This is a genomic window from Candidatus Centipeda massiliensis (assembly GCF_900290285.1).
GTDB lineage: Bacteria > Bacillota > Negativicutes > Selenomonadales > Selenomonadaceae > Centipeda > Centipeda massiliensis.
The window spans coordinates 200026-216866 of record NZ_LT985755.1 but is presented as its reverse complement, the minus strand read 5'-3'; the positions used below and the strand labels follow the sequence as shown (position 1 = coordinate 216866).

Below are 16841 nucleotides of genomic sequence, written 5' to 3'. Positions count from 1 at the left end.
TAGTATTATTGACTTTGCATAAAATCAGGGCAGGTGTATGCCCTGCTGTCATAGATTCGCCTTCCATTCGGACTCGGCAGGGTGCCGATGAAACTGCGGACGGGAGGGGAGCCAAAACTTCTTGCGGAGAGAACGGTGTTCGATGAGCACGTGCTGTGTAGCGATCTCTCCCGATTGGAGGGCTTATATGAGACTACCCGAGGTGAGGATCGGCAATAAAATTGCAACCGTCCCCATCATTCAGGGCGGTATGGCGATTCGTATTACAACGGCGCGACTCGCAGCCGCTGCTGCAAACGAGGGCGGGATCGGACTCATCGCCGCCTCCGGCATGAAGCCGAAGGAACTGCGCTATGAGATTCGGCTCGCACGTTCACTTTCTCCCAATGGGATTATCGGCATCAATGAGATGGTCGCGGCAAGCGATTTCTCCGATGCCGTCAAGATTGCGATTGACGAGGGGATTGATCTCGTTGTCGCCGGTGCGGGCTTTTCCCGCGATATGTTCCAGCTTGGCAAGGAGTCCGGCACGCCGATTGTGCCGATTGTCTCCACGGCAAAGCTGGCAAAGATCTCCGAAAAACTTGGCGCGGCAGCGGTTGTTGTCGAGGGCAAGGAGGCGGGTGGTCATCTTGGGACGGATCAGTCTGTGCGGAACATCATCTCCGATGTACGTGCAGCGGTGAAAATCCCGGTCTTTGCCGCCGGCGGCGTGCTGACGGGGCAGGACATTGCCGATCTGCACAAGATGGGCGCGGATGGCGTACAGCTTGGCTCGCGCTTTGCGGCGTGTGTGGAGTCCAATGCAGCACCGTCGCTCAAACAGTATTATCTGAAATCGAAGAAGGATGATATTGTCATCATCCACAGTCCTGTGGGACTGCCGGGGCGTGCCGTACGTACGCCATTCTCCAAACGGATCATGGATGGCCCCGTTCCACCGACGGTTTGTGACCGCTGCCTCAAGCAGTGTGATCATCACTTCTGTATCATCCGTGCGCTCTCGCGTGCGCAGCAGGGAGATCTTGAGACGGGGCTTGTCTTTACAGGCGAGTTCATGCCGCGCATTGATCGGATTTTGACTGTTCATGAGATATTTGAGGAGCTGAAAGCGCAGCTCGAAGCAGCGAACTAGGGTGGAAACTCTAGGAAAGGAGTCGGTTGGTTTGAAGAAGAGAATTGTCGTTACGGGGGTTGGCCCGATCACGCCGATCGGCATCGGGAAGGACGCCTTCTGGGAGGCGCTGCTTGCGGGCAAGAATGGCATTGAGCGGATCACGCGCTTTGATGCAACGAACTACGCCGCGCAGATTGCAGGCGAGGTCAAGGATTTCAGCATCGAAGGCTACATCGACAAGAAAGAGGCAAAGCGCATGGATCGCTATGCCCAGTTTGCCGTGGTGTCGGCTGGTATGGCGATTGCCGATGCGGGGATTGACCTCGACCATGAGGATCGCGACCGGATCGGTGCCTATGTCGGCGCAGGCATCGGCGGGATTGAAACGATGCACAGCACGTACGAGCGCCTCTTTGACAAGGGACCGGAGCGTGTCAGCCCCTTCTTTATCCCGATGATGATTGCCAACATGGCAGCCGGTCAGGTTGCCATCAACTATCGTTTGCACGGTCCCGTATCCTGCGTTGTGACGGCGTGCGCAACGGGGGCGAACTGCATTGGTGATGCCTATCGCGTGATGCAGCGCGGTGAGGCGGATATCATGCTTGCGGGCGGTACGGAGGCGAGCATCTCCGAGGCTGCGAGTGCGGGCTTCGCGGCGATGAAGGCGCTCTGTACGGATCACAACGACGATCCTGCCCATGCCTCGCGTCCGTTTGACAAGAACCGCTCCGGTTTTGTTATGGGAGAGGGCGCGGGTCTTGTCGTGCTTGAGACGCTCGAACACGCAGAGGCGCGCGGCGCACACATCTACGCCGAGCTTGTCGGCTACGGCTCGAACTCGGACGGCTACCACATCACGAGCCCTGCGCCGCATGGTGAGTATCAGGCGAAGTGCATGAAATCTGCACTGGATGATGCAGGACTGAAGCCGGAGGATATCGACTATATCAATGCACATGGCACCTCGACGCACATGAACGATCTCTGTGAGACGGAGGCGATCAAGACGGTCTGGGGTTCCGCGGCAAAGGCGGTTGCCGTTTCCTCCATCAAGTCGATGACGGGGCATCTCCTTGGGGCGGCAGGCAGTGTCGAGCTGATTGCGTCGGCAATGGCGGTCGAAAACGATATGCTTCCGCCGACGATCAACTACGAGACGCCGGATGAGGGGCTTGACCTTGACTATGTGCCGAATGCGGCGCGCGCCAAGACCGTCCGCGCGGCGATCTCGAACTCCTTCGGCTTTGGCGGACACAATGCCTGCCTCGTCGTCAAGAAGTATCAGAAGTAAAACGATGAAGTATGGAATGACAGCAGAGAGGCACGCGCGGCTCGTGTGTCTTTCTGAACAAATGGGCGTTGCCTTCGGCGACCTCTCTCTTTTGGACGAGGCGCTGACGCATCCTTCGTATACCAATGAGGCGAAGGTCGCTATGCCGCATAACGAACGTCTGGAATTTCTGGGCGATGCCGTGCTGGAGCTTGCCTCCAGCACGTATTTGTATGCGCATTTTCCGGCGTGTTCGGAGGGGGAGCTGACGAAGATGCGCGCGAGTCTCGTGCAGAGTGAGACGCTTGCACGCCTTGCGCGACGGCTCGATCTTGGCGGCTACCTTCGCTTTGGGCGTGGGGAGCTGCATAACGGGGGCGCTGATCGCCAGAACAACCTTGAGAACGCGTTCGAGGCGGTGATCGGTGCCGTCTATTTGGACGGCGGCTGGGAGGCGGCACAGGACTATGTTGCGCGTCAGCTTGCCGCCGAGGTGCAGCTCGTTCAGCGTACGCATGTCATGCGGGACTACAAGACGACCTTGCAGGAGCATGTCCAACAGAAGCGTCATGCGAGCGTCGCATACGAGCTGGTCGATGAGTCAGGGCCGGATCATGACAAGCGATTTACGACACGTGTCCTCATCGGCGGACAGCCGATGGGGGAGGGGACAGGGCGCAGCAAGAAGGAGGCGGAGCAGCAGGCGGCGGCTGCTGCTCTTAGCCGCATCCAGCATGGATGAATACATCATCTTAGATTTTAGTTAAACTTTTCGTTGGCGAACATATCATTTCTTGACTTTTGGGAGTTGCTTCGATAATATGAGTTTGTTACGGCAGGGGATTCCATGCGGAACCCTGCCCTTCTTCATCTATGCGTTGGGAAACACCATGCAAGTGGGGAATGGGAAGAGGAGGTTTTTTATTTGTTTGAAAGCAGAAGAGGTCTTGGTGTCCTGGTCGCTGCGATCTTTGTCATGGGTACACTTCTGTCTGGCTGCGGCGGCAAGCAGGCAGGCGGCGCACGTCCGACGGCAGTCAAGGCGATGAATGTTCTGCGGCAGGATACGCCGATCACGCACGTCTATGCAGGACAGATCATGGGGACGGACGAAGTGAAGATCCAGTCGCGCGTCTCGGGAAATATTGTTGAGAAATACATTGTGGGCGGACAGTCCGTTTCGGCGGGGCAGCCGCTCTACCGCATTGACTCCCGTCAGTATGAGAGTGCGCTCCTTCAGGCACAGGCAAACCTCGCCCAGTCCGAGGCAACGCTGAACAATGCGCGTACGGATCTCGCGCGCTATCAGCAGCTCTATGCGAACGCGGCAGTTTCCGAGCAGATGCTCTCCACGCAGCAGGCGCAGGTGAACGCATACGAGGCTGCTGTGGCAGCGAATGCGGCACTCGTGCGTCAGGCACAGGAAAACCTCGACGATACTGTCATCTATGCGCCCATGTCGGGACAGCTCTCGGTGGATGATGTGGCGATGGGCACATTTGTCTCGGCGGGAACGACGACGCTCGTCTCGATGGGGACATCGGATCCGATCTTTGCCCAGTTCAGCCTTTCGGAGAACGAGTATCTGGATCTTGTGGAACAGGCGGTAAAGACGGGCGGGATCGGTGCGACCATCGTGGAGTTGACGCTCTCGAACGGCTCGAAGTATCCGATTATCGGGCATATTGTGACCTCCGACCGCGCGCTTGCGGCTCAGACGGGAACGCTCACGATCAAGGCGCTCTTTGACAATCCGGACGGGCTGCTCCTGCCGGGGATGTTCGCGCGCGTCAGCCTCATCGGGGACACGATTCCGAACGCAATCCTTGTTCCGGAGCGCGCCGTGCAGCAGCTTCTCGGCAAGTCCTTTGTCATGCTCGTGGGGCCTGACAACAAGGCGGTTGCACGTACCGTCACGCTTGGCGATAAGATCGGCAGCTATTATGTGGTCAAGGACGGCCTTGATACCTCCGACATCGTCGTGGTCGAGGGGCTCACGACCCTTCAGGAGGGCGGCGATCTTGCCGTGACGATGGTGACGGCAGGCGAGATGGGATTCTCGCTTGAGGGGGATACCTCCAACTTTAACACGCGTGAGCTCACGCCCGCGAAGTAAGGAGGAGACCCTTTGGCAAAATTTTTCATCCATCGACCGATTTTTGCGATCGTCATTGCAGTGATGATCGTCATCATCGGCACGATTGCGGGGCTCTCGCTGCCAATCGCGCAGTATCCGCAGATCTCACCGCCTACGGTTGCAGTGTCGGCAAACTATACGGGCGCAAGTGCTGCCGTTGTCAATGAGACGGTGGCGCAGGTCATCGAGGAGCAAATCAACGGCACGCAGGGGATGGACTATATGAGTTCCACCTCCGATGATACGGGGCGCTACAGTCTCTCTGTTACGTTCGATGTCGGCACGGACGGCGATATGGATGCCGTCAAGGTACAGAACAATGCGGCGGGCGCAAATGCCAGCCTGCCGTCCTCTGTGCAGGCGGCGGGCGTTACAACGCGCAAATCCTCGGGACAGATGGCGTACTTCGTCTCACTCTACTCCGAGGACGGTACATACGACCGCGCCTTCATGAAGAACTATGCGACGCTCTACTTCCTCGATGCAATCAAGCGCGTCAGCGGCGTGGGCGAGGTGCAGGTATTCGGTGCGGACTATGCGATGCGCGTCTGGATGAACCCCGACCGCCTCGCAGAGCTTGGTCTGACTGTTGCGGACATTACACGGGCAATCAACGAGCAGAACGTACAGGCACCTGCCGGAACCGTTGGCGGTATGCCGACGCAGAACGGGCAGGAGAAGCAGTTCACGGGCAAGGTGCAGGGGCGCCTCACAACGCCCGAGGAGTTCGGCAACGTCATCATCGCCTCGGGCAAGGACGGTTCGTTTGTCCGTCTGAAGGATGTCGCACGCATTGAGACGGGGCAGCGTCAAAATAATATTGTTGCGAAATTTAACGGCTACCCCGCCGTCGGCTTTGGCATTCAGCTGACCTCCGACGCGAACGCGATGATTACGCTTGCCGAGGTGCGCAAGATCCTTGAGGAGGCGCAAAAGACCTTCCCGCCCGGACTCAAGATGAAGTCGGTCTTTGACAGCACGGACTACATCAATGCGTCCATCAAGGAGGTTGTGCATACCTTCCTTGAGGCACTGCTGCTCGTCGTGCTCGTCATCTTCCTCTTTTTGCAGAGCTGGCGCGCGACACTCATCCCGCTGCTCGCCGTGCCCGTGTCCCTCATCGGTACATTCGGCGCGTTCGTTCTGCTGGATTTTTCCATCAATACGCTGACCCTCTTTGCAATGGTGCTTGCGATCGGTCTCGTCGTCGACGACGCAATCGTCGTCATCGAGAACGTCGAGCACCACATGGCGAGCGGGCTCACGCCGATTGATGCAACGGAGCGTGCGATGTCGGAGGTGCAGGGGCCTGTTGTCGCGATTGCCTTCGTGCTTGCGGCAGTCTTTGTCCCCGTTGCCTTCCTCGGCGGTATGATGGGCGTGCTCTATAAGCAGTTTGCGCTCACGATTGCAATCTCAATGGCGATTTCTGCCTTCGTCGCATTGTCGCTGACGCCCGCGCTCTGTGCGCTCATGCTCAAACCTAAGAAAGAGAATGGGACAAAGAGCGTTCTCGATCGCTTCTTTGACCGCTTCAACAACTGGTTTGATGCGACGCGCAAGGGCTATGTCGGCATCGTCAGCAAGTTTATCCGCAAGGCGAGGGTTGCATTTATCTTCCTCCTCATCGTCTGCGGGCTCACGGCGATCATCTATCGGAATCTGCCGACCACGTTTGTCCCCGAGGAAGATCAGGGCTATCTGATGGTCGCGATTCAGCTGCCGTCGGGTACGTCCACGAACCAGACGCAGAAGACCGTGGACAAGATCCAGCAGGCGGCACAGCGTGAGATCAAGGGGCAGAGCGCCGTCATGTCCATCAACGGCTTTGACATCCTCGCGGGCGGTGCGAACTCCAACGGCGCGGTCGTCTTTGTCGGCATGAAGGACTGGTCGCAGCGTGCAGGACTGGCTGAGTCCGTTGCCGCTGCGGTCGGCACCATGTTCCGCGCCGGCGCAATGGAGGCGCCCGAGGCACTCGTCATCGCCATCAATCCGCCCGCGCTGCCGGGTCTCGGCAATGTCGGCGGCTGGTCGCTGCAGCTGCAGGACATGACCGGTCACTCCGATACCGAGCTCAACGACATCGTGAATGCGATTCTTGCCGAGGCGAATACACGTCCCGAGCTGCGGGGCGTGCGCTCGACGTTTAAGATCAACGCACCGAGCTATCAGTATGAGATCGACCGCGAAAAGGTCAAGAACCTCGGCGTTCAGCTCTCGGATGTATTTACGGCACTGCAGGTCAACTTCGGCGGCTATGAGGTCAATGACTTCAACCAGTTTGGGCGCACCTACAAGGTCGTGCTGCAGTCCGACGTGACCTATCGCACCGAGGCAGAGGCAGCGAAGTTTGTCTTTGTCAAGAACTCGCAGGGCGGCATGGTGCCGCTTGATACCCTCCTCAAGCCGAAACTCACAACGGGACCGACGCAGATCAGCCGTTTCAACGGTGCGCGTTCCATCCAAATCCAAGGCAGTGCGGGGACAGGATACAGCTCGGGCGATGCGATGAAAGCCATCACCGAGATTGTCCAGAAGCACACAGGCTCCGGATTCAGCATCGAGTGGTCGGGGCAGAGCCGGGAGGAGCAGAAGTCGGCGGATTCGACCATGCAGGTGCTTGCACTCTGCCTTGTCTTCGTCTTCCTCTGCCTTGCGGCACTCTATGAGAGCTGGAGCGTACCGTTCGCCGTCCTCTTTACCGTGCCGACGGGCATCTTCGGGGCACTCTTCTCCGAGTACATCCTCGCGACGATCTTCGGCATGATCGGCATTCCGGCAGCGGGCTATCAGAACAGCGTCTATATGCAGATCGGCGTCATCATGGTCATCGGTCTTGCGGCAAAGAACGCGATCCTGATTGTCGAGTTCGCCAAGGTGCGCGTCGATCGCGGCATGGATCCCCTCAAAGCGGCGATTCAGGCGGCGGGGCTGCGTCTCAGACCGATCCTTATGACCTCGTTCGCGTTCATCATCGGCTGTCTGCCTCTCTGCATGGCATCCGGCGCGGGCGCTGCGGCGCGTAACGGCATGGGCGTCGCCGTTGTCGGCGGCATGCTCTTTGCCACCGTCCTCGGCATCTTCCTCATTCCCGTGTTCTATGTCATCGTCGACCGCATCTCGCGTATGCTCGGCCTCGGCAAGAAGGCAAAGACCCGCACGGCGGATGATTATATGTAATCATAAAAAAACTCCCCTTTAGAGGGTTGAACTTAGGGATTTGTCAAAACAAGCAAATTTAAGCCGACCTTCTTCAAGCGGGACAACAGAAAAGACCATGTAAGAGTAGAAATGCTCCTGCATGGGCTTTTTCTTTATGCCCGGATGGACACAGAAAGTTATCAATTTATATCGCACATAACGCTTGCTATTCTGCCCGGAAAGAGGGATATATGTACCTACCAAAAATTAAGGAGGTACACGACATGGTACGAAAAATGAATCTGGACGGCAGAACCAGAAAGACTCTCGTAGCCGCAATCGAGGAACTGACTGCTGAGAAAGCGGTCTACCGCAAGATGCCGACCTGCAACTACGACATCGGAGAAATCACAATCTTGAAAGACGGCAGCATTGACTTCCCGGACGGTTCGGACATCATCGAGCGGCTTGCGGAGATGGGATTTACGGCAGAACCGGAGCAGACGGAATTGACAATCGAGATACCCAACACGCTCACAGAAACGGAGCTGGACAAATTGAAACGGCTTGTAACAAGCAAAGCCGCACTTATCCGCAAGGCTGTCGGCACAGAGAGCCTTGAAATCGTGGTCAGCGAGGACAAGGTTGAATTCCCTTGGTTCGCGCTCACGGAGGGCAACGAGAGCGAGGAAACCGCAGCCTATACCGCCTTTATTACAGCCCTTGTGGATATGGTCAAACGGCAGAAGCGCATCATTGCTACCGAAAAGGATGTGGAGAACGAGAAGTACGCTTTCCGCTGTTTCCTGCTCCGGCTCGGATTTATCGGGGACGAGTTCAAAACCACGCGCCGGATTCTGCTCCGTAACCTTTCCAGGAACAGCGCATGGAGGAACGGGGCACCGGAGAAGGAGACCGCTGATGCTTAAGAGAGAACAGATTCAGGCGCTCCGTCTCCGATACCCGGTCGGTACAAGAATTGAGCTGCTGCAAATGGACGATCTTGCCGCGCCGCCGGTCGGCACGAAAGGCACCGTGACCGGAGTCGATGACGTCGGTGACATTCTGGTAGACTGGGATAACGGCTCCTCGCTGAACATAGTGCCGGATGCAGACCGAATCAGGAAGGTGGTGGATTCCAATGAATGATACCGTCCGAGAGCAAATCATCGCCATCCGGGATACAGGCCTGACGAATATGTTCGATGTGAACACCGTCCAGCGCCTTTCCTACGAGCAGAATTTTTATGAGCTGGTGCTGTGGCTCGAAGATCACAGGAAAGAATATGCCCGGTTCATCCTGACCGGAAAAACAGACTAACAGAAAAGCCGCACCGGGGATTCCTCCCTGATGCGGCCTTGTTCTTATTTTGCTGACTCAAGGTATTCTATCGCTTTTGCCTCATCCTGTTCAATAGCAATTTCTACGGCATGCTTAGTAGCTTCAAGTAAATCTACGCTTTTTTGCCTTAATGCAAATGACTCTTTTACGCTATCCCTGATTTTGTGCTGTAAATCACTGGTTATATGCGGGATAGGAATTGATAACAGGCCATCCTTGCCAAATGCAGTAAGTATAGTGCCAGTGCATTGTTGCTTCAAGAGCGCTTGAATTGGAGCGGATTTGAACAGTACCAGCAACGTTTCACTGTTGATTTTATCAGAATCTAACACATAAAAACCCGTTGAACATAATGCGCCATCAAAACTATCTGGAATGAGAGCACAGCTTTGTAAAGATCCTTCAAGCGAAGAGATAATGATGTCTCCAGTATGAACAATCCTTCTTGCTCGCGTCGGTAATTCATAACCTAAATCGAGCGTAAATCCATTGATCTCGCCAGAATTCCCGATATTAGAAAGTTCAATGTATTTGTATTCAACAGATTTTTCTGGATTAAAATTCTTGTCGTATAAGTTGCATTCGGTTTCAACTATTCCTCCGCCTAAAGCCTTAACTTTAGCAATCAGTTCGTCATACCTCGGTTGATAATACTCCGCATCTATGCGTTCTGTATTCAATACATGCATAAAACTGCGAATTGACAAGGGCTGCTGTGAAAGTAACCATGTGTCGAAGCCCAATCCTGATGACAACTGAGCACTTGCCTCTTCGTACTTATCACGAGATTCATTAAGCTTGGTATAAGCAAGTTCTACGATTGAGGTAATCGCTTTTCTAAAAGCTACTCCGAACACAGGAATTTCTATCTGTCTAAATTTAGCAGGACTAAAATTAGCTTGATTTCCGACCATTGCAAGACGCTCTATTTCTGAACGTCCATATGTGGAATTTAAATATGCAACAAGAGTCGCGGGGTTTATGTATTTTTCATCCGGCCTAATCCTATAAAGATAAGATGCAAATGCATATTCATAATCCTGCGGAACAAGAGCGGATTTTCCAACATATTTAGGATTTCCATTAGTACGACAAATTAAAACATCGTTCTTTTTTAGTTTTAATGACTCGTATGTTTCGGCATCAATAAGATTGCAGTATTTTGCTGGAGCATGAATGAAAAATGAGTCAAATTCATTCAAGCGTAGGACTGGATATCCATACCCATCTTCATTAAGTCCCTTTGACGTTCCATACTGACTATATGCTTCTATTACACTTCCCTTTACGCTATTGAAATTTGCCCGTTTAGCGTTATAAAATTCAGCTTCTATTCTAAGATCATTATTCTTAGAAACCTTAGACATAGGAACAATTTTTATTGTTAGCCTCTCCAACAAATCCTTATACACGTCATCATTGGAGAGGCCAATCAAAAAGGGAGTTCGTTCTCCGGATGAAGGATTCGTTGCAATTCTTCTTCAGATGGTGCAAAGCTTAAGCGTTCATCATATGCGAATTTGGCGAATGCCTCGGCAATACCATTCTGGGCATAGATGTTGTGCGGATTTCTGTTCGGTAGTTGCGGGTCTTGATTGAAAAGATCGTGCTTAACAAAGATATGGCCGTGTGCATCCTTCACACGCTCAGACCATTCCTTAACTTCCTCAGCGAAAAGATAAAACTTCTTTTCTTCAGCTGGGATTGCATCATAGTCATCCTTTGAAATTACAGGATTGTTGTTATCGCCAAGGATAGGTGTCTCTTTATAAAGCTTTTGATTATCGGGATCAAGTGCAAGGTAATCATCAATTGTAATCTCAGCGGGCATTGATGGATTCGCCTTTTTGTTTTTCAGGACAAAGCATACATTTTTCCTGATCCACTTTTTATGGCTATCAACGTCACCATGCTCATCGACGAAAAGATCTTTGATGAAAGTGGTGTCGCCATCAGCATTTGTGTGCTCGGTTTTTTCAACGCGTGTTTCTATTTTTACTTTGTAAGCAGATTTCTTTGCTGCTGAATCGTATTCCGTCTTTGGAACCTCAACATTATCGGCCTTGCGAATATAGACTTCTAATGTTGTATAGGCATAGCTTGTCCATGAAACATAATTTTCTGTTACATAAATTTTATCGCCGGAATTATCCTTGCTCGGTTCCTGCATGGTCGCGAAGAAAATAGGATAGTCAATATTTCCATTTTCGTCTGGAGCAGGTTTCGGGCAGATGTTCGGATAGCCGCAGTTTTCGTCAGTCCACTTTTGCACGAGCAAAACACTGGTCTTTGTCCCTGTGTGAGGTTTAAACACATTTCCGTGAAGTCCGATAACAGCGAGAAGTCTGCACTGTGTCAGGATATACTCACGAATGTACTTATCGCTCGAATTGTTAAAACGTCCCTGTGGAAGGATAATAGCCATTCTCCCTCCGGGTTTCAGGAAGTTCAAATTACGCTCGATAAACAGAATATCTCTACCTACTTTATTTTGTTTTTTCCCTTTTGCGTTAAGGCTCAGGTCATATTGTGAAAGCTGTTCCTGATTATCAAGATCTCCGGCAAAAGGTGGATTGGCCATCAGCACATCGAAATCGAAGAATTTATATGGCTCATATTTTCGCTCACCACGATCACCTTTGTGCTCCATACCTTCAAGTTTTTTGAAGCCATCGTGGTATTTATCATCCCATTTCTTATCTTTTAGATAATCTTTTTCCCAGTTTCTGTAATCGAGAGAATTGAGCTCTATTACGTTGGTGTGGCCGTCTCCAGCGATAATGTTAAGCATCCTGCCGACACGAACACTTTTTTCACTGAAATCAATTCCAAAAACATTACTTTGGACATAGTCAGTTTCTGCCTGCGTACGCTTATTGGTGGTAAAGAGATTAGGTGCTGTAGGATTCAACCGTTGCCACACATGGAAGACAGTGTGCATAGGAAAACCACAACTACCCGCAGCAGGGTCTATCATTTTTTCCTCCTGCGTGGGATTGAGCATCTGAACACACATATCTATAACATAACGAGGCGTAAAATACTGTCCCATGCCTTCCTTCTGGTTTTGATTAACAAGATGTTCAAAAGCATCGTCAACCACTTCCAGATTAGAGTTAAACATCTTTACATTCTGAAGTTCTTTTACGCAGGATTTAACAGTGGCTTTCTGCATATTGAGAACGGAATCCGCCTGAAATACGCCCGGCCATTTGGTCTTTGCTTTTTTGAACAGATCGCTGATCTTCTTATAAATGTCATCCGGTGTTTCGCTGTCCTTAGCTCTGAATTCAAGAACACGGAATGTGCTGTCATCGATTTCTGACAGCTTCTTACCCGTATATTTAATCTGATTTGCTATTTCATCTGCGTCATCACTGGACATCTTTTCGTCATAAAGTTTCGTGAAAATGAGTTTAAATATCTCTTCGAAGGCTTTATCGCTGGAATCATTTGCACCGAAGCGCTGTTCAACGGCAAGAATAATATCCTTGAGCGTTTCTGTCTGCAATCTGTCAGACAGCATCAGTTGCTTTAAAGTGAAACGTCGGTTTTCAATCCATTCTTTGATGTCTTCCCCTTGACGAGGAAATCTGTCTATCACAAGAGCATTGTCAAAATCCGGAGCAGCGTAAAATTTTAGAAGGTTGGAGCCGTTTGCTATAACTCCCACCTGTGCTTTTTTCAAAAGGCAGTATGACTCCATCTGCTGTCTTGGCGTAGAAGATTCTCCTTCATAAACGGCATTTTCATCTTTAACTTCAGGCCGCTTCACCTCTATAACGATATCAAGTTTTTTCTTATCGGAACCCGAATAGATAGCAATATCAATTCTCTTGTCTTTTACTACTTCGCGCCCAGCGTAGACAGCCTGAACCTCAAATTCGAGCTGGTCTTTGGAGTATCCATACTCTTCAATAAGCCTATGCGCATATAGCTGCCTTACGATTTCCTCAGGTTTTAACTCAAAGAAATCGCCATCACTGTTCAAGCCGCGAACAACACATTCCACGCCCGGTTTACCATCTTTACGGTTTTGGATTCGTTTATTCAGCCATTCCTGCTCTTTCGCTGAAAATTGCTTTAAATCGCGCAGTTCAACAGGCTTTAAAATATCTTTGATCTCCATGAGTTAATCCTCCACATTGGTTTCTTTACTATTGCCCTCCGGCACGAACTCCACGATATCGTCTACCTTGCAGTTCAGTACCCGGCAAATTTTTTCTATCGAATCAAGGGACACATACTCGTCCCGGCGCATTCGTGTTGAAATATTGGCACTGTACCCGGCTTCTTTCTGAAGCTCCGCAGCCGTCATATTTCTGTCTATCAGCATATGGAATAATTTCTTGTAGCTTACAGCCATAGTACGCCTCCTCTTCATCACGGTGTACTAATCCAGTATATCACGAAATTGTGAATTTTTCAAGCAGTTATGAAAAATTCACATAGCAAATGGGCGATTATGATTCCGCTTTCTTCCTTTTGTAATATGCTCTTGACTTACGGTTATTTCGATCCGCTTTGCAATCAGGATTATCGCAGTACCGCTGTCGACTGGAATGCCGGACAAAGTATTCTCCGCAGCACATACACGTCAGGATGGAGCCTTGCGAGAACATATAGTTCAAATCGTCATCGGCCGGAGGAGCAACATCCGCCACCATCCGGGCAAAGGAGTACCACGCAATATCAAATACGGAGTGTATCTCCGCCATCATCTCTGCCTTATGCGTTTTCGGATTCTGCTTTACACGTAGCTTGAAGTCTGGAAACATTTCGAGCAAGTCGAAGACACGGTCATTGTAATCCGCATTGAAATGCTCCAGATATTCCGCATCACCCGTGTACCGTCTGTATTTTTCAAGAAACGGCAGACTGTCACAGATATTCCCTTCATAGTAGAGATTACGTCCGGCAGATACATCATGCTCGATTCTGACCTTCTGCAGCACATCGTAGTATTCAAATGCCGTTCCCAGCTTGCACAGGTCTGTTACGAAATCTCTCGCGTCAAAAGTGGCTCTGTTCTGTAAAAACTCATAGAAATAGAGATCAAGGAAGTTCCCATCCTCTATCTCCTGACATAAGTTATCAATATCGTAGGGATGGATGTTGTTTCTGCACCATTCCCACACAAGGTCTGTTGCGCTCTCGGCACTGTCGGGAGCGTTTATTCTTTTATATAGGTTACACAGACTTGCCAGCAAATCCTGCTCGGTTAGTGAGTAGTCTGTTCCGCTTGTTGGATGCCCGAAAAATGTGAACAGCGGTTTTATCTCGTCTCCTTTTGTGGCGTGGTTATACTCCGGCACATATTCCGCGAACTTCACAGCCTTGTAGACCATCTCGCCTACGCCGCCAATCTCCGTAAATGTATAAAAATCGGTGGGGATTTCTTTCATTTGAAAACGCCTCGTTTCTTACCGTTAGTCTTACCGATGAAAATATACTTCGGTAATATTATGGTCTATAATGTGATTAAATACAAGAGCAAATTCTACAACCTCTTGTATCGGCGGACGTCAACCGGACAGGCTGTTTCCCGCAACCGAGGGAGCAGTCTATCCAGAATCAGGAGAGATTGGAGGTATCGGTATGAAAGACAGGAAGAGACAGAGGGCTAACCGAAAAGCAAAGCATCACGAGGAAAAGCTGGATAAATACAGCAATTACGGCTACAAGGATTTAAGGAATCGCTGAAAAATTCTTTTGTTGCACGATTGAGCTCCGAAATATTACAATAGAGGAAAACAGCAACACGACGAGAGAGAGGCAACATCATGGTGCAGCAAACCTTTACCGACATGGAGTACGTAAACCGCAAGAGAACAACACGGCGTGAAGCCTTTCTGGAAGCCATGGAATCCATCATTCCTTGGAACGAATGGATGGCACTCATCGCGCCGTACTATGTCCAGAAAGAGCGCGGCAGAAAACTGATCCCCCTAGAAACCATGCTGCGTATGTACCTTATGCAGAACTGGTTCGGTCTTTCCGATGAGGGAATCGAGGATGCAATTTACGACAGCTATGCCATGAAACACTTTCTGCGGATTGACTTTTCCACAGAACAAACACCCGATGCCACGACACTTCTGCATTTTCGGCATCTGCTGGAAAAGCACGACATCGCCCGCAAGATTTTCGATGATGTGAAACAACGCCTAGACGCGTCTGGACTCATCATGCACGGCGGCACAATTGTTGATGCAACCATCATTCATGCACCGAGTTCGACCAAGAACGCGACAAAGTCCCGTGACCCTGAGATGCACTCCACGAAGAAGGGGAATCAGTGGTACTTCGGCATGAAGATCCATTCCGGTGCGGATGCCGGAACAGGCTACGTCCATACGATCACAGCGATCGCCGCCAACGTGCACGACATTACCCAAACCCATGCGCTGATCCGCGAAGATGATCATACGGTCTATGGGGATTCGGGGTATCTCGGTGTGGAAAAACGCACGGAAATCCGAGAGAGGTCCGAGCTTTCAGACGTGGACTACCGCATTGCCCAAAGACCCTCGCAGAACCGCATGACGAAAGAATACAAAGGGACGAATTGGGACAGGCAGATCGAGCATGCGAAAGCCTCGGTTCGCAGCAAGGTGGAGCATCCTTTTCTCATTGTGAAGCGTCTGTTTCATGCGGGTAAGACAAGGTATCGCGGACTCAGGAAGAACCTTCTGCAATACGATCTGCTCTTTGCGTCGGCGAATCTCGTTATGTGTCTGCGGGCGGGAAGGCAGAGAGCGTTTTGCATGACAACGGGATAAGTGTGCCCTTTTTCTCGAAAATCCCGTTCAAACGGGAGGTTCGGGGAAGGAAAGAAAGAGATATGGGCATGCTTTTCCACTTTTTGCATGGGAAACTGTAGAACTGATGCCTGTGGATAACGCAAGCCTTGTTATCCGTGTTTTATCAGCGTTTCCTTAGGGCATACGGTGAATTTCAAGACCTACCGCAAATCCTACAAGCAGAAAAAGCAGCTCAAGAACGATCCTGCGAATTGACAGATTTTCGAGAATACCCACGAGGCAATCATCGACCAAGAGACCTTTGACATCGTGCAGCGCATCCGTGACGGCAGCCGCAGGGTAACGCCTATGGGCGAGATGCCCGCCTTATCCGGCATGGTATTCTGCGCCGATTGTGGAGCGAAAATGTATCAGGTACGCGGCAGGAATCTTCCGCAGAGTGAGTACATGGTCTGCGCCACCTATCGCAAAAAGGGCAAGGACATCTGCCCGTCACACCAGATACGCAACCGTGTGATTGAAGAACATCTGCTTGCGGGTATCAGGGAAATCGTAAGCTATGTGCAATCGTACGAAGACAATTTCGTGGAGATGATTACCAAGAAAACCAGAGCCGAGGTTGACAGGAGCCTGCGCGATGGCAAGCGGGAACTGGAGCAGTCACAGGCACGGATTCACAAGCTGGATGAAATTATCCAGCGGCTCTATGAGGACAACATCGAAGGTAAGATTTCTGATGAGCGTTTCGTCAAAATGTCCGAAAGCTATGAAGCCGAGCAGAAAACGCTCGAAAGCCGTGTGGCGGAGCTTCGCAGCCAGATTGCCTCTCAGCAGGAAAGCAATATCAATGTTGATACTTTTATTGCCAAGGTACGCAAGTACACGGATGTCCCGGAACTGACGCCGGAGATTATCCGGGAGTTCGTAGACCGTGTCGAAATCTACAAACCGGAGCGGATGAACGGATACAAGATTCAGAGAATGCGTATCATATGGAACTGCATCGGCGAGTTCATGCCGCCACCGCAGCCCAAGACAGACGAAAAATCGGCATAGCCGGATTT

The 16841-nt window shown here is 51.2% G+C and carries 14 protein-coding genes; 10 read left to right on the top strand and 4 right to left on the bottom strand.

Going from position 1 to position 16841, the window contains the following annotated elements; all coding sequences use genetic code 11:
• The first annotated feature begins 187 nt into the window (after positions 1-187).
• The 8 genes from C8273_RS06965 to C8273_RS06930 all read left to right on the top strand — a co-directional run bounded on the left by C8273_RS06965 (position 188) and on the right by C8273_RS06930 (position 8992).
• Positions 188-1135, top strand: coding sequence for an NAD(P)H-dependent flavin oxidoreductase (locus C8273_RS06965; protein WP_106627026.1), 948 nt, complete (start codon positions 188-190; stop codon positions 1133-1135).
• Between the two features lie 31 nt (positions 1136-1166).
• A complete protein-coding gene (gene fabF / locus C8273_RS06960) occupies positions 1167-2411 on the top strand; it encodes a beta-ketoacyl-ACP synthase II (protein WP_106627025.1) in 1245 nt (414 codons plus the stop codon).
• A 4-nt stretch (positions 2412-2415) separates the two neighbouring features.
• Complete coding sequence (gene rnc, locus C8273_RS06955) at positions 2416-3132, top strand: ribonuclease III (protein WP_106627024.1); 717 nt, start codon at positions 2416-2418, stop codon at positions 3130-3132.
• Between the two features lie 234 nt (positions 3133-3366).
• Positions 3367-4506 (top strand): efflux RND transporter periplasmic adaptor subunit, encoded by a 1140-nt coding sequence (locus C8273_RS06950; protein ID WP_407695411.1) that lies wholly within the window; start codon positions 3367-3369, stop codon positions 4504-4506.
• 12 nt (positions 4507-4518) lie between these two features.
• Complete coding sequence (locus C8273_RS06945) at positions 4519-7710, top strand: efflux RND transporter permease subunit (protein ID WP_106627022.1); 3192 nt, start codon at positions 4519-4521, stop codon at positions 7708-7710.
• 245 nt (positions 7711-7955) lie between these two features.
• Positions 7956-8600: a virulence protein gene (locus tag C8273_RS06940; protein WP_106627021.1), complete on the top strand. Its 645-nt coding sequence runs from the start codon at positions 7956-7958 to the stop codon at positions 8598-8600.
• Complete coding sequence (locus C8273_RS06935; protein WP_106627020.1) at positions 8593-8820, top strand: DUF4314 domain-containing protein; 228 nt, start codon at positions 8593-8595, stop codon at positions 8818-8820. The genes C8273_RS06940 and C8273_RS06935 overlap by 8 nt, the downstream gene beginning before the upstream one ends.
• The gene (locus C8273_RS06930; protein ID WP_106627019.1) at positions 8813-8992 is read left to right on the top strand and encodes a DUF5049 domain-containing protein; all 180 of its coding nucleotides are present in this window, start codon (positions 8813-8815) and stop codon (positions 8990-8992) included. The genes C8273_RS06935 and C8273_RS06930 overlap by 8 nt, the downstream gene beginning before the upstream one ends.
• Before the next feature lie 44 nt (positions 8993-9036).
• On the opposite strand, the gene C8273_RS06925 is transcribed toward C8273_RS06930, so the two are convergent.
• The 4 genes from C8273_RS06925 to C8273_RS06910 form a co-directional block, all read right to left on the bottom strand.
• On the bottom strand, positions 9037-10380 hold the full coding sequence (locus C8273_RS06925) for a restriction endonuclease subunit S domain-containing protein (RefSeq protein ID WP_234343933.1): 1344 nt from the start codon (positions 10378-10380) through the stop codon (positions 9037-9039).
• 65 nt (positions 10381-10445) lie between these two features.
• Positions 10446-13142, bottom strand: a complete 2697-nt coding sequence (locus C8273_RS06920; protein ID WP_106627017.1) for an N-6 DNA methylase — start codon at positions 13140-13142, stop codon at positions 10446-10448.
• Positions 13143-13145: 3 nt separating this feature from the next.
• Entirely contained in the window at positions 13146-13379 is a 234-nt protein-coding gene (locus C8273_RS06915) for a helix-turn-helix domain-containing protein (RefSeq protein ID WP_106627016.1), read from the bottom strand.
• Between the two features lie 97 nt (positions 13380-13476).
• The gene (locus C8273_RS06910; protein WP_106627015.1) at positions 13477-14418 is read right to left on the bottom strand and encodes a CGNR zinc finger domain-containing protein; all 942 of its coding nucleotides are present in this window, start codon (positions 14416-14418) and stop codon (positions 13477-13479) included.
• Positions 14419-14796: 378 nt separating this feature from the next.
• On the opposite strand from C8273_RS06910, the gene C8273_RS06905 reads away from it, so the two are divergent.
• Together C8273_RS06905 and C8273_RS06900 are read left to right on the top strand one after the other, a co-directional pair.
• Positions 14797-15795, top strand: a complete 999-nt coding sequence (locus C8273_RS06905; RefSeq protein WP_106627014.1) for an IS5 family transposase — start codon at positions 14797-14799, stop codon at positions 15793-15795.
• A 291-nt stretch (positions 15796-16086) separates the two neighbouring features.
• Complete coding sequence (locus C8273_RS06900) at positions 16087-16833, top strand: DUF4368 domain-containing protein (protein WP_159060743.1); 747 nt, start codon at positions 16087-16089, stop codon at positions 16831-16833.
• Positions 16834-16841 lie beyond the last annotated feature (8 nt).

Excerpts from the sequence above, each read along its gene's own strand:
- C8273_RS06965 (WP_106627026.1), top strand. The coding sequence starts at position 188 with ATGAGACTACCCGAGGTGAGGATCGGCAATAAAATTGCAACCGTCCCC.
- rnc (WP_106627024.1), top strand. The coding sequence starts at position 2,416 with ATGAAGTATGGAATGACAGCAGAGAGGCACGCGCGGCTCGTGTGTCTT.
- C8273_RS06950 (WP_407695411.1), top strand. The coding sequence starts at position 3,367 with ATGGGTACACTTCTGTCTGGCTGCGGCGGCAAGCAGGCAGGCGGCGCA.
- C8273_RS06940 (WP_106627021.1), top strand. The coding sequence starts at position 7,956 with ATGGTACGAAAAATGAATCTGGACGGCAGAACCAGAAAGACTCTCGTA.
- C8273_RS06935 (WP_106627020.1), top strand. The coding sequence starts at position 8,593 with ATGCTTAAGAGAGAACAGATTCAGGCGCTCCGTCTCCGATACCCGGTC.
- C8273_RS06930 (WP_106627019.1), top strand. The coding sequence starts at position 8,813 with ATGAATGATACCGTCCGAGAGCAAATCATCGCCATCCGGGATACAGGC.
- C8273_RS06925 (WP_234343933.1), bottom strand. The coding sequence starts at position 10,380 with ATGTCTAAGGTTTCTAAGAATAATGATCTTAGAATAGAAGCTGAATTT.
- C8273_RS06920 (WP_106627017.1), bottom strand. The coding sequence starts at position 13,142 with ATGGAGATCAAAGATATTTTAAAGCCTGTTGAACTGCGCGATTTAAAG.
- C8273_RS06915 (WP_106627016.1), bottom strand. The coding sequence starts at position 13,379 with ATGGCTGTAAGCTACAAGAAATTATTCCATATGCTGATAGACAGAAAT.
- C8273_RS06910 (WP_106627015.1), bottom strand. The coding sequence starts at position 14,418 with ATGAAAGAAATCCCCACCGATTTTTATACATTTACGGAGATTGGCGGC.
- C8273_RS06905 (WP_106627014.1), top strand. The coding sequence starts at position 14,797 with ATGGTGCAGCAAACCTTTACCGACATGGAGTACGTAAACCGCAAGAGA.